General features: G+C 38.7%; 12 protein-coding genes. 9 read left to right on the forward strand and 3 right to left on the reverse strand.

Annotated elements, in window-relative coordinates; translation table 11 throughout:
- Positions 1-62: 62 nt before the first annotated feature.
- The 3 genes from groES to HBN42_RS04520 all read left to right on the forward strand — a co-directional run bounded on the left by groES (position 63) and on the right by HBN42_RS04520 (position 5,104).
- Positions 63-350, forward strand: a complete 288-nt coding sequence (gene groES / locus HBN42_RS04510; protein WP_165993881.1) for a co-chaperone GroES — start codon at positions 63-65, stop codon at positions 348-350.
- 40 nt (positions 351-390) lie between these two features.
- The gene (gene groL, locus HBN42_RS04515; RefSeq protein WP_165993882.1) at positions 391-2,019 is read left to right on the forward strand and encodes a chaperonin GroEL; all 1,629 of its coding nucleotides are present in this window, start codon (positions 391-393) and stop codon (positions 2,017-2,019) included.
- A 202-nt stretch (positions 2,020-2,221) separates the two neighbouring features.
- A complete protein-coding gene (locus tag HBN42_RS04520) occupies positions 2,222-5,104 on the forward strand; it encodes a hypothetical protein (protein ID WP_165993883.1) in 2,883 nt (960 codons plus the stop codon).
- A 192-nt stretch (positions 5,105-5,296) separates the two neighbouring features.
- Here the strand turns inward: HBN42_RS04520 and HBN42_RS04525 are convergent, their stop codons facing one another.
- Positions 5,297-6,796 carry a C69 family dipeptidase gene (locus HBN42_RS04525; RefSeq protein ID WP_165993884.1) on the reverse strand — a complete coding sequence of 500 codons (1,500 nt, stop codon included), beginning with the start codon at positions 6,794-6,796 and terminating at the stop codon, positions 5,297-5,299.
- A gap of 247 nt (positions 6,797-7,043) precedes the next feature.
- On the opposite strand from HBN42_RS04525, the gene HBN42_RS04530 reads away from it, so the two are divergent.
- Complete coding sequence (locus HBN42_RS04530; protein ID WP_165993885.1) at positions 7,044-8,660, forward strand: zinc ribbon domain-containing protein; 1,617 nt, start codon at positions 7,044-7,046, stop codon at positions 8,658-8,660.
- 14 nt (positions 8,661-8,674) lie between these two features.
- Here the strand turns inward: HBN42_RS04530 and HBN42_RS04535 are convergent, their stop codons facing one another.
- Entirely contained in the window at positions 8,675-9,568 is an 894-nt protein-coding gene (locus HBN42_RS04535; protein WP_165993886.1) for an RluA family pseudouridine synthase, read from the reverse strand.
- A complete protein-coding gene (locus HBN42_RS04540; RefSeq protein ID WP_165993887.1) occupies positions 9,552-9,743 on the reverse strand; it encodes a hypothetical protein in 192 nt (63 codons plus the stop codon). The genes HBN42_RS04535 and HBN42_RS04540 overlap by 17 nt, the downstream gene beginning before the upstream one ends.
- Positions 9,744-9,997: 254 nt before the next feature.
- On the opposite strand from HBN42_RS04540, the gene HBN42_RS04545 reads away from it, so the two are divergent.
- The 5 genes from HBN42_RS04545 (at position 9,998) to nusG (ending at position 13,797) form a co-directional block, all read left to right on the forward strand.
- The gene (locus HBN42_RS04545) at positions 9,998-10,378 is read left to right on the forward strand and encodes a RidA family protein (protein ID WP_165993888.1); all 381 of its coding nucleotides are present in this window, start codon (positions 9,998-10,000) and stop codon (positions 10,376-10,378) included.
- A gap of 38 nt (positions 10,379-10,416) precedes the next feature.
- Positions 10,417-12,717 carry a penicillin-binding protein PBP2A gene (gene pbp2a / locus HBN42_RS04550; protein ID WP_165993889.1) on the forward strand — a complete coding sequence of 767 codons (2,301 nt, stop codon included), beginning with the start codon at positions 10,417-10,419 and terminating at the stop codon, positions 12,715-12,717.
- A 48-nt stretch (positions 12,718-12,765) separates the two neighbouring features.
- Entirely contained in the window at positions 12,766-12,918 is a 153-nt protein-coding gene (gene rpmG, locus HBN42_RS04555) for a 50S ribosomal protein L33 (protein WP_165993890.1), read from the forward strand.
- A gap of 11 nt (positions 12,919-12,929) precedes the next feature.
- Positions 12,930-13,106, forward strand: coding sequence for a preprotein translocase subunit SecE (secE, locus tag HBN42_RS04560; protein WP_165993891.1), 177 nt, complete (start codon positions 12,930-12,932; stop codon positions 13,104-13,106).
- Positions 13,107-13,257: 151 nt separating this feature from the next.
- Entirely contained in the window at positions 13,258-13,797 is a 540-nt protein-coding gene (gene nusG / locus HBN42_RS04565) for a transcription termination/antitermination protein NusG (RefSeq protein WP_207927405.1), read from the forward strand.
- The last annotated feature ends 194 nt before the right edge of the window (positions 13,798-13,991 follow it).

The following is a 13,991-nucleotide window of genomic DNA, read 5'->3' on the forward strand; positions in this document are numbered from 1 at the left end:
TTAGCACTCTATAGTGAAGAGTGCCAAAAAATTAAGACATTTCATTTATTGGAGGAAGCAACATGTTAAAACCGTTAGGTGACCGAGTGGTCGTAAAATTTGAAGAAGAAAAAGAACAGACAGTCGGTGGTTTTGTCCTCGCCGGAGCTCATAAAGAGTCAACTCGAAAAGCTCAGGTTCTTGCTGTTAGCGAAACTGGCATGCGCACCATCACTGGTGAGATTGTTCCCCCTTCTGTAAAAGTGGGCGATCAGGTTTTGGTTGAAAGTGGTCAAGACTTAGAAGTGACTGTTGATGATGAGACAGTTTCTTTAATCAGAGAATCAGACATCTTAGCTATTATCGGTTAAGAAGTGATAAAATGAATCAGTTATAGAAAGAAGGATTAAAATGGCAAAAGAAATTAAATTTTCAGCAGATGCACGCGCTGCAATGGTACGTGGAGTAGATATTTTGGCTGATACAGTCAAAGTAACATTGGGACCTAAAGGTAGAAATGTTGTCCTTGAAAAATCCTTTGGATCACCCCTTATTACTAATGATGGGGTAACTATTGCCAAAGAAATTGAACTTGAAAATCACTTTGAAAATATGGGAGCAAAATTGGTTTCTGAAGTGGCTTCAAAAACCAATGACATTGCAGGTGACGGAACAACTACTGCTACCGTTTTAACACAATCTATTGTTCGTGAAGGTTTGAAAAATGTGACTGCAGGAGCTAACCCAATTGGCATTCGTCGCGGTATCGAGTTGGCATCAAAAAGCGCTGTAGAAGAATTAAAAAATATTGCACAACCTGTTTCTGGTAAAGAAGCCATTGCCCAGGTAGCTGCCGTTTCATCACGCTCAGAAAAAGTCGGCGACTATATCTCTGAAGCTATGGAACGTGTGGGTAATGATGGTGTTATTACCATTGAAGAATCACGTGGTATGGAAACTGAACTTGAAGTGGTTGAAGGTATGCAGTTTGACCGTGGCTACCTATCACAATACATGGTAACAGACAATGAAAAAATGGTAGCAGACTTAGAAAATCCATTTATCTTGATTACTGATAAAAAGATTTCAAACATCCAAGAAATCCTACCCCTACTTGAAGAAGTTCTTAAAACTAATCGTCCCTTACTTATCATCGCTGATGATGTGGATGGCGAAGCTCTTCCAACCTTGGTTCTCAATAAAATACGTGGTACCTTCAATGTAGTAGCTGTTAAGGCTCCAGGATTTGGTGACCGTCGTAAGGCCATGCTTGAAGATATTGCTATCCTAACAGGTGGTACTGTTATTACAGAAGACTTAGGCTTAGAGTTGAAAGATGCAACTATTGCAGCCCTTGGACAAGCAGCTAAGGTCACTGTTGATAAAGACACAACTGTGATTGTAGAAGGTTCTGGTAGCTCTGAAGCTATCCAGTCACGCGTGGGTCTTATTAAATCACAATTGGAAACCACAACCTCTGAGTTTGACCGTGAGAAATTACAAGAACGTCTTGCTAAATTAGCTGGTGGAGTAGCTGTCATTAAAGTCGGAGCAGCTACCGAAACAGAATTAAAAGAGATGAAACTACGTATCGAAGATGCCTTGAATGCAACACGTGCTGCAGTTGAAGAAGGTATCGTTGCCGGTGGGGGAACTGCCTTTGTCAACGTTATTGAAAAGGTAAAAAGCTTAGAGCTTGAAGGCGATATGGCAACAGGACGTAACATTGTCTTACGTGCCTTAGAAGAACCAGTCCGTCAAATCGCTCATAATGCTGGTTACGAAGGCTCTGTAGTTATTGACAAATTGAAAAATAGCACAGCAGGAACAGGATTTAATGCTGCCAGTGGTGAATGGGTGAATATGATCGAAGCCGGCATTATTGACCCTGTCAAAGTCAGTCGTTCAGCCCTTCAAAATGCAGCCTCTGTAGCAGGCTTGATTCTGACAACAGAAGCTGTAGTGGCTAATAAAGCAGAAGAATCAGCGCCATCAATGCCAGCGGGAATGGACCCAGGTATGATGGGCGGTATGATGTAAGAAGCTTGCTTTAAAAAGAAAACCAGATAGGCCAGCAAAGGCCAGTACAAAGAGAGTCCCAGGCTAAAAAAATGGGGCTCTCTTTTTTTTGATAATTATTTTGTCAAGATCAGGTAAATATGCTTGGAGTTAAGTCCTTAATTATGGTACAATCATTGTAGGAAAGTTAAAATTTCAAAACAATTAAATATGGAGTATTGACATGGTCAAAAAAGAGAGTCAGATTTTTAGTATCCGTAAGACAATCCTAGGGGTTGGAAGTGTTTTATTAGGCGTCTTTTTAACGACATCCCTGGTGGCAGCAGATCAAGTGACAGCAGTTGGACCAGTAACTTCTACACTTACTGTAGAAGTTCCAGCAGGACAGACGACTTCTCAGGTCCAGCCACTAGCAAGTAGTTCAGAACCTGCTAAGGAAGTCAACTCTGCTGCAGTAGGCAGCAGCACAGAACTTGCAGCAACAACCCCAAGTCAACCAAGTACGACAAGCACCGCAAGTACAGTTGATAACACTAGTCCCATAGTGAAAGAGACTCTCATTGAAAGTCCTATTCGTTATGTTTCTGATGCGACCCAGCCTGTAGGTTACCGTCAGGTACAGACCCAAGGTACTAGCGGTAAATTGATTTATAGAAGTCTTAATGGACAGACCATTGTTGAAAGAATAGAGCCTACAGAGACAGTCATCGTACTGGGAACAAAAACAACTAGTCAAGTGCAAGAGACCCTTCCTGCCACAACGGAATATAGTATTGATGTGAGCAAGCCAGTTGGTGATAATCTTATTATTGCAGCCCAAGATGGACAAATCCTAAAAATTACAGACTATAAGATCCAGACTCAATCAACAGCTCCAGTTAGCCCTGAAGTCTTGTCTCAAGCCTACAAGTGGACAAATGAAAACTTTTACCATGTGGATCAGACCAAGACCCAGCCAAGCGACCGTATTGCCATTGATAAATTATTTGTTTCCCTACCTCCAGTGACAGTTGACTACAACACCAAAGAAAGCACCGTCAGAGAATATGCGCAGTTTAGTGAAAACTATATCTATGCTTATGTGGATGTTCAAAATCCAGATGGCAGCACAAGTCGTAAGCAAATTATTAGGACTATAACAGGAGAAATGCTTGATCCTAATAATGCAGAGCTTAGAAAAGAACTGGGACTGACTAATGACCTTGATTTCTATTCTCGACTTTTGGTAAGTAGTAGAGAAGACCTATGGACTGCCTCATCTCAGGACTATGGTGTTGACATAGTTCCAACAGACCTAACAACATCAACGGATGATTTTTTAAGATATAACAATAGTAATGTCATAAATGACGCACTTTATGCTGATATTAAAGCAGATTACCTTCGTGCTAAGTTAGCTGAAACAGAGCTGACGCGTTTAGGAGGACTAAGCCAAGAACAAGCATCCTACATGGAAATGATTGAGAGTCAGTTCAAATCCCTGACTGAACGTTATAATGCCTATAAGGATGAGGTCGTAACGAACATTGACTATAGTCATACCAGCTTAATGACAGCGGCGCAAAAAACAGATCTAGAAAGCAGGATCAGATCACTTCCCCAAGAAGTTCAGCGTCTTATCAACGATTTGACCATCTATGATAATGAAATCCCTAATATGGGACCTCTAACTTTAGGCTTGGCCAACTCAGCAGATCGCTCAATCTTTTTACAATATACTCCTAACACTACTATTACTAATCTAATGGAAACAATCTTACATGAGATGACCCACTTGATTGACTATAAGAGTGGTATGTACCAAGAGAGTGTTGATAGGAATACAGATAATACACTAGGTACTGTAATGGCTTTTTCTGATACTCAAGAATTCTTGGATGTCTACCATACTTATTTTGCTCGGCCAGATGTTTGGTCCTATTATTCTGAAAAGAATGAAGAAGCTTTTGCAGAAGGCTTTGCCCAATATCTCATGCATCGTTTCTTTGGTTCTCCTTACACCAAGTATGCTATCTCACCATATGATGGCCAAGCCCATCAGACCACAGGAGACGGTTACAGTCCTTTTGCTGCTAGCGAGTATTACTTTGCTGACCTCTATCATAGATTGTTTGATTATCCAAGGACAGCAGAGGTGATTCCTTATACTGTAAGAACTAGTCAGATTGCCCCTGTTAATGGTAAGGTTGTCTATGGTGCAAAACCGCAAGAGACTATAGTGACAATACCTTATAAAACCATCTACCTGGGTGATCCTAATAAGGCCTATGACCCTAGTGGCCAAAGTGACCTAGTTCAAACAGGGCTTACAGGGCAAGAAATTTTTAGAAAAAGCTATTCATTGGATGCTAATAATCAATTGATTTCAAAGACAGAACTTGTGTCTGATCAAGCTGCCAAAGATCAAATTATAACCAGAGGTATTCAAGCTTCAGTTTCTAATATGACTCTTCCTAAGAGCGTTATCTATCAAGAAGTTACTGATGATTCCTTAGGTCAGTGGCAAGTCCTAGTCTCAGATATGGGAGAAGACGGTCTTAAGAGGATGACAACCCACTATAGTATTGATCCGGTGACAGGACAGATCAGTTCAAGTATGACAGAGGAAGTTCTAAAGACCATGCGTCCAATGATTGTCCTTTATAGAATAGGCTCATCAGTCTTTACAAAGATAGCTTATCAGACTCAGTATCTTTCAGATGATAGCTTAGCTCTAGGTAGTCAAAAGCTTGTCGCAGAAGGAAAAGATGGCAGTTCAACAAGGAATTTACAAGGTTACCACTTTGTAAAGGCAGGCGCAGACAGCCATTTTGAAAATATTGTCTATGCAGCAGAGAGCATCGTTCCTGCGCAAGCTAGAATTATAGCCATTGGAACCCTTGAAGCTAAGGCAGAAAGATCAATGCCAGTAAAAGAAAGAGCTTCACAAACAGTGCTAGTGGCTAAAGAACAAATGCCTTTAGAGAAGAAGCCTTTGCAAGTCTTTAAAGCAAGTAAGGAGTACTTACCAGTTGCAGGTGACAAAGATAGTTTCTTCTTAAACCTAATGGCATCAAGTTTGACTTTTGCCTTTGTTCTTAAATTGTTTAAATCTAAAAAAGCCTAATACTAGGCTTTCTCAAGTGGTTATGACTATAGTTTGTCTGCTAATGATAAAAGTAAGGCATGCTTAAGTTTTATTTAAGCTTTCTTAGTTATAGTGGACTTATCCCAAATAAGATCTATTTCCTTTAAGAAATAGCATCCTATCATAACCTCCTTAAAAGCACTTGATTTCAATCAAGTGCTTTTATCCTGCTTAATTTTTAGACTTAGCTTTTTTAACTTTTTTGCTTTCTTTTACAAGTTTCTTTTCAATTTCTTTGAGGCGCTTAAAGGTTTTTTCAGCCCGATCCATTGAAACCTTGTTAGCTTTTTCTTCTGCTGCAGCTGGGTCTTTAGAGACTAAATCAGAGACTTCTTTAGTGGTGGTTTCTTGTTCAGTCATCCAGGTTTTTTCCAGTTTTTTCATTTCGTCAATCACTTCTGTGCCAAACTTTTTAGGGTTTGCTGCAACCATGTCATTGATGTGTGAAATAGTCCAATACCAAGAGTCACCATTATATTTGGTGCTCTTTTCTTGATAAGCTTTATAGGTTTTGCTGATATTACCTAGGTAAGGGAGGTAAGGTGCATTGCGTGGGCTACCAATTGATAGCCACATAACGCCGCCGCCAAGCTCAGCAGGAACATCATCTTTTAGTTGGAAGATATGTGCTTCCATGACATTTGGATTTGAAATAGGATAAGCATAGCCTTTGATTGCTTCTTTGGATTTTGGTTTACCCTTTCCATCAAGTTCCATCTGATCCAAAGGTTTTAAATCAAGACCTTCAAAACGATTACGTTGTAATTTTTGAGCATCTTCTAAGGTGAATTTTTTATTTGTACTTTGTAGTAATTCATAATTATCATCTTTGTAAGTGACTTTTGAATCTGGATCTAGAGATTTAATACCAGAAAAGGCACGTGATCTATTGGCATCATTCATTGGTGGATTATAAGACCTAGAAACATGGAATTTTCCATCAACCTTTTTGAAGCTTTTAGCTTTCTGAGCAACTTTTTGGACATCTGCTGAAGCAATTGTGTTTTCTTTGTCATCAAAGTTAACCTGACCTAGATAGAAGGTATTTGGGAAGACTGCAAATTTGTCATTTGGGAATTTTATGGCTACATATTGATGTCCAGATAAAATTTCCATGTACCAAATGCCCTCTTTATCAGCAATAGTAACGATATTACCCTCAGCTGAACCTTTTTCGTCAACGATCTTAGCAATTAATTGAATACCTTCTTTTGCTGTTTTAACACTTGGTAGAATGACGCTAGCCATAGAAGATTCTGCCAAACCATCCTTGACATAAGGGTCAACTTTTAGAATTTTCTTATTAGCTGACGCTGATACTGTTGCGGACATGGACACCCCATACTCGTTAGAACCAGCTTCATCATAAACACCTTCTTCAGGTGTTACATCTGGAACAGCGGTGTATTTAAAAGAGTGTTTTGGTAGTGGATATTCAAAGCCATTGGCTTGATCTTTCCATTTTTCCCCACTTTTATTATCTTTTGCTTTTCTGACAAGAAAGTTTTTGTTGTGGTTTGGTTCTAAGTCCTCTGTACGTCCGTAAAGAGTAGAACCATCTTTTGTTAAATCCTTACCAATAATGAATCCTGTGCATGCTGATGCTGAGGATTGAAATCCCAGAGCTGCAAGTGCGGTCACTGCCCCCAAGATTATTTTTTTCTTGTTCATAATAGTCCTCCAATAATAATGTTAGCGCTTCCGTGATCATTATAATATAGTCCCTCTTTTAATTCAACAATTTTAATGAAAAAGAGATAGTTGTCATTTGTCTAAACCTTTGAAAATGATGATTAAGGCCTCTGATAAAGAGAGAGGACTTGGGGTCTTTGAGCTTCAATACAGGGCGGTTTTTTGAAAAAAAGAAAAATTTGGTATAATAAGAGAATCAATAGAAATGAAAGAGGACTGACTTCAAATGAAAGTTTTTTTAAGGCAAAAGTGGGTTAAATTAACAGGTCTGATTTTGGGCTTGCTTGTCTTGTTCTCACTTGGCTTTGGAGCCTATTATTATTCAAAAACCACCTTTATTAATCGTTATTTACAGGCTAGAAGTAGCCATTCTGCTAGTGCTTTTGAAAATATAAAGGAATACCTAGTGTGGGCTGATACTGGTGAAAAAATAACCAATGACCAAGCTCGCTTTGCTAACTACAAGCCTTTAAAGAAAGAAGAGATCAGCCAAACTGCGATCAAGCTAAAAAGAGCCACTTCTAAAGATGAGCTTTATATTACATCTGTTGGGCGAAAATTTTTCCTTTTCCCAGACTATCGTGTAGCTGTTAAACCAATCACCTTAACCATGGAAACCAATGTTCCTGATGTTGACATTTTACTCAATCAAAAAAAGGTAGCCACGTCCACTTCAGAACATTTCAAAACAGAGGTTAAACGTTTACCTCTTGCTGACTACACTGCCAGTATAAGTGGTCACTATAAGAATAAAAAAATAGAAGTTTCTAAGAAGTATGATGGGCAAAATCGAAACTTAGATCTGACTGTGACTTTCAAAAATATCACTGTAACAAGTAATTTGAAAGAGGGAGAGCTTTATTTTGATGACAGCCGTGTCGGCACTCTAAGTGATGGGAAATGTCAGGTTAAGGATTACCCTATATCAGGAACAGTTAAGGCCTATGTCAAAAAGAGCTTTCCAGATGGCAAGGTGCAATCAAAGCGCCAAAATCTGGCAGACCTTCCAGAAGATGCTCATCTGACCTTGAATGTTGATAAGCTCTTAGATGATGAAAAAGCAGGATCCTATCTCCTAGCAGCCTTTGACCAGTTGATGATTTATAGCAGCCAGGGACAAGACTCTGCTACAGTGGCAGATGTTTTTGAAAATGGCGTTGAAAATGATTTCTATAAAGGGCTCAAAGAAAGTGTCAAAGAGAAGTTAGAAACAGATAGTAGAAAAGCCTCTGCCTTTGCCATCCCAAATGTGTCCTTGAATAAGCTAAGTCAGGTTGGTAAAACAAGCTATCTACTTGATTTTTCAGCAACCTATGATTATAGCTATAAGAAGGAGACTGACACTGCTAAAGGGACATCTGGCCATATTATTCAGGAATTGTCCGGCCAGCTAATCTTAAAAAAATCTGCTAATAAGTATTTGGTAAGTCAAAAAGGTAGAAAGAAAATAAACCTTGTGAGTGAGGAGAATCAGCTTAAGGAGCCATCTCTTTTTCCAGAAAAGCTTCTTGGAAAGTGGAAGGGTGAGAAAGATCAAGTCCTTTACACCGTGACCTTTTCTGAAGATGGAAGCATTACCCGAAAGATAGATTTTAAGGATCCAAAGAAAAAGGATCAAAGTATGACCGTTAAGGCGACCAAGTGTGAAGACAAGGGCAATGGAAGCTATCAAATCTTCTTTGCTTCTCCAGCTGATGCCTCGGTGTTCACCATTGATGGAAGTGTGGGAGAAAGATCAGCCTATGGTGTACACATAAGTGGTGACAGACTATCTGTTCATATTTGGCAAGATGGCCAAAATCCTAATCTTGAAAAAGATGGCATGGCATTGATTAAAGAATAAAAAAGGCTCCATCTTTAAAGATGGAGTCCTTTTTCAAAGCTGTTTGAATGAGCTTCTACACTGATATTTTCAAGTGTGAGGGGGTGGATAAAGTTTAAGTGGTGAGCATGTAACATCAGTCTTTGCCTACTTTTCTTTTCCTCATAGAGTGGATCACCCACTAAAGGGTGCCCATGATGGGCTAGATGAACACGAATCTGATGAGTTCGCCCAGTCTCTAATTGGCAATTAATAAGACTAGTCTGGTTGGGATACCTTTTTAAAAGATTGATTCTTGTAAAAGCAGGCTGACCATTTCGCCTATCCACGACACGCTTACGACGGTCATGGCGGTGACGCCCAATGGGATCTTGGTAGACCACCTCTTTTTTATCCATATAACCTGTCACCAAGGCCCAATAGTTCCGGTGAATTTGTCTTTGCTCTAACAGTTGATTCATAATAGGTAGGATAAAAGGATTTTTGGCTAAGACAATGGCTCCGCTTGTTTCCATATCAAGTCTATGAATAATATAACAGGTCTGATTACAAAAAGCTGAAACATGGTTAAGCAGTGCCAATTCGCCAGGTTGGTTAGCATGGCTTTTCATAGCTTCTGGCTTATTGACAATAATCAAATGTTCATCCTGGTAGAGACAGTCTACTAAAGTTGGATCACCCATTAGAATGTCTTTTTCAGGATAGTCATCCTGATCAAAGTGCAAGCTAATTGTATCGCCAGTTTTAACCATGCTTTGCCAATTCACATGCTGCTGGTTGATGTAGAGATGTTTTTTAGTACGTAAAAAATGTCTGATTTTGCGAGGGATAAGGAGCTTAGTCTCTAGTAAGTCCTTGACCGTGGAATCTGGGTAGGGATTACTAAAAGACAAGGTAAGGCCTGCTTCTTCTTTATTTTTTCTTTTCATGAAGCCAGTCATGGTATTTTTCGACAAGGTTTATAGCCATTTGTGAAGCAAGAGCTGTTGAAAAGGCTTCAGTTCCTTCTCTTTCATCATTTGCAACTTCTAGCTTAGTTTCCTCGTAAATAGCCTTAAGGCTTTCTGCAGATAGTGTTTCTTTGAACGCTTCAAATTTATTCATGATGATACCTAAGTCTTTCTATCTCTATTTTGATTCTTAGCAATATTATAGCATGTTATTGTTTAAAAGCAGATACTTAACCTTTTTTTAAGGGAAAAATATTTTAATAGAAAATGAGAAAAGTTAAGAATTAGTGCGACAAAAACTTTTTTTGAACCCTTTTTCTTTTGCTCCTTTTTTAACGTTTTTTAGTACTGTATTTGTTAATAAATTGATATAATATGATGAAAAAGATTTTTGAAAAGGGACATGAGATGAAAAGCATTAGACGATATGATGTGAATGAAGAATGGGCACATACAGGACTGGTTGAAGCAGGAGATTTTTATTTTTTAAATTACTGCACAGGAAATGTAGGAGCCCCTATCGAAGACCAAATTAAGGGTGCCTTTGATGAAATGGAACGCCGTCTTGGTTTGGTTGGTTTAAACTTAGAGGCAGTGGTTAAAATGGATTGTCTCTTCCGTGACGTTTGGGATATCCCAATCATGGAAAAAGTAATTAAAGAAAGATTTAAGGGGAAATACCCTGCTCGTAAATCGATTCAAACGGAATTTGCCCATGTCGGTGGATCAGAGGGCTTACACTTCCAAGTAGATGCTATAGCCTATTCAAAAGCCATAGCAATTGATTAATGTTAGCAGTGGACCTACCTTAGTGGTATAATAACTCTATGACATTTTTAGAATTATTGCAAAAAAAGTTTTTTCCAAAAAAGTATCAGGAAAAAATAGCAAAAAAAGAAAATAAAGGTGAGCCAGATCTAGCTTATCCTAATCAAGAAAACAATTCTTTAGATCAAAAACAAGCAGCCTTTCAAAGGAGTCGCCAAAAAACAGAAAAGTCTGATAAAAAGCATTTTGCCTGGCTGGGGAAACTAGAAGCTATCCTTCCTTCTCCGCAGAATCCTATCAGGCGTTTTTGGCGTCGCTATCATCTTGGTAAGATCCTTCTGATCCTCTTTGGATCAGTTGTGCTCGTGCTGGGTTCTTATCTTTTTTACCTGTCAAAGACAGCCAAGGTCTCTGACCTTCAAAATGCACTTAAGGCAACAACTGTTATCTATGATAAGACAGGAGCCTATGCAGGAAGTTTGTCAGGGCAAAAAGGAACCTATGTTGAACTGGACGCCATCTCTGATGACCTGGAAAATGCTGTTATTGCGACAGAAGACAGGACCTTCTACACTAACAATGGGATCAATCTCAAACGTTTTCTCTTGGCTGTGGCAACAGCAGGGCGATTTGGTGGAGGTTCAACAATCACCCAGCAATTGGCTAAAAATGCCTATTTATCTCAGGACCAGACCATTAAGCGTAAAGCTCGTGAGTTTTTCTTAGCCTTAGAGCTAACGAAAAAATATAGCAAAAAAGAAATATTAACCATGTACCTTAATAATGCCTATTTTGGAAATGGTGTTTGGGGAGTGGAAGATGCTAGTCAGAAATATTTCGGCACTAGTGCAGCCAATTTAAGCTTAGATGAAGCGGCAACCCTAGCTGGGATGCTAAAGGGACCAGAGATCTATAATCCCTATTATTCGATAGAAAATGCTACAAACCGCCGTAATACGGTTTTAGCTGCCATGGTTGATGCCAAGAAGATTACAAAGGAACAGGCCAGTCAGGCAGAAAAGGTGGGAATGGGGAATCGTCTGGCTGATAGCTATGTTGGTAAGTCAGATGACTATAAGTTTCCTTCTTACTTTGATGCTGTTATTAATGAAGCTATTTCTACCTATGGTATTTCCGAAAAAGATATTATCAACAATGGCTATAAAATCTATACAGAGCTGGATCAGAACTACCAAACAGGTATGCAAACTACCTTTAATACCCCTAGTTTATTCCCTGTATCTGAACATGATGGAACTTCAGCCCAGGCTGCCAGCGTTGCTCTTGACCCTAAAACAGGGGGTGTGCGAGGTTTAATTGGTCGGGTTAACAGTACTGAAGAAAAGACCATACGTAGTTTTAACTATGCCACTCAGGCCAAAAGAAGCCCTGCTTCTACCATTAAGCCTCTAATTGTTTATGCTCCGGCCATTGCGTCAGGCTGGTCAATGGATAAAAAATTACCAAATACCCTTCGAGATTTTGACGGTTATAAGCCTCATAACTATGGGAATTATGAATCTGAAGATGTCCCTATGTATCAAGCTCTGGCCAATTCTTATAATATTCCAGCAGTAGCTACTGTTAAAGAATTGGGCATTGACAAGGCCATTTCTTACGGTAAGAAGTTTGGTTTAGACATGGGCTCTGCTAATAAAGAATTAGGCATTGCCCTTGGTGGTAGTGTCACAACCAGTCCTCTAAAAATGGCTCAGGCCTATTCCGCCTTTGCCAACAATGGTGTCATGCATTCTGCTCATTTTATTAAAAAGATTGAGACAGCCAGTGGAAAAATAGTTAAGGAACACAGTGACCAGTCTAAGCGTGTTATCAGTAAGACTGTTGCTGATAAGATGACTAGTATGATGCTTGGAACCTTTTCTAATGGCTCTGCTATTAACGCCAATGTTTATGGCTATACTTTGGCAGGAAAAACAGGAACAACTGAAACAGATTTCAATCCCGATCTGGCTGGAGATCAGTGGGTTATTGGCTACACACCAGATGTAGTGATTAGTCAATGGTTAGGTTTTACTAAAACCGATGAAAAACATTACTTGACAGATTCAAGTTCTGGAACAGCTTCAACTATCTTTAGTACACAAGCTTCCTATATATTGCCCTACACTAAAGGTCAGCAATTTAAGGTGGACAATGCCTATGCAGAAAATGGTATTTCGGCCGTCTATGGGGTCAATGAAACACATACTGAAAATGCACAGGACTCACAAAGTATTATTGATGGACTTCGTAAATCAGCAGAAGAAGCTTCTAAGTCATTGTCCGACGCTGTTGATAAGTCAGGTTTAAGAGAGAAGGCCAAGAAAGTCTGGGATAATATTATTGACTATATCAGGTAGCTTGCACAAATGAGTAAATCATGTTAGAATAATTTCTACGGAGGCGTTATGGCACAGAAAAAAGCAAGCCTAGCGTGTGTAGAATGTGGAAGCCGAAACTACTCTATTGCTGTGAGTAGCACGCCTAAACCGACACGACTAGAGGTCAATAAATATTGTAAACATTGTAAGAAATATACCTTACATAAAGAAACACGTTAGAGGAGTATCAGATGGGATTTATCAGTGGTATTTTTAAACTTTTAAAAGATACAACTTGGCCAGATCGAAAACAACGTTGGAAAGATTTCATTTCAGTTCTTGAGTACACAGCTTTCTTTACGATTATTATTTTCATCTTTGACCAACTACTATCAAAAGGTATTTTGAGTATTATTAATCATTTCTAAAAAAGACATACATTAAGACTGGGAATTCTCAGTCTTTTTCTGCTTGATAAATAGGGAAAATATTGACATAATAGGTCGCTTTTATTATAATGAAGGTAACAAAGTCATTCCAAAAGCCGCTTATGGCTTTTTTCTGATGAAAGGAAATTTTATGATAGACTCTTTTGACAAAGGTTGGTTTGTCCTACAAACTTATTCTGGCTATGAAAACAAGGTTAAGGAAAATCTTTTACAACGCGCTCAAACTTATAATATGCTTGACAACATTTTACGAGTAGAAATTCCAACCCAAACGGTCAACGTTGAAAAAAACGGTCAGACTAAGGAAATTGAAGAAAACCGTTTCCCTGGCTATGTTTTGGTTGAAATGGTCATGACAGATGAGGCTTGGTTTGTTGTTCGTAACACACCAAATGTTACAGGGTTTGTTGGATCTCACGGGAACCGTTCAAAACCAACACCTTTACTTGAAGAAGAGATTCGTTCTATCCTCTTATCAATGGGTCAAACAGTTGATGTCTTTGATACCAATATCAAGGTTGGCGATATGGTGCAAATTATCGATGGAGCCTTTATGGGTCAAGAAGGACGTGTTGTTGAAATAGAAAACAACAAGGTAAAACTCATGTTAAACATGTTTGGTTCAGAAACCATCGCAGAAGTAGAACTCTATCAAATAGCTGAGTTATAAAGTTAAATTATAAAAAAATTAAAAAGGCTTTCCCTTTTGTTTATCAAAAGAGAAAGCCTTTTTTGTCGGCGTTTGAAGGGTCTTATGAAATATAACAGCAAAATAAATGATAAATAAATAAAATATAAATTAATCTTGACTTAATGAGTATTAATAATTATAATGTTATTAACGTTATCGGTAGCGATAATTAA

Origin of the sequence: Streptococcus catagoni, assembly GCF_011421425.1 — a bacterium.
In the GTDB taxonomy this organism is placed as follows: Bacteria; Bacillota; Bacilli; order Lactobacillales; family Streptococcaceae; genus Streptococcus; species Streptococcus catagoni.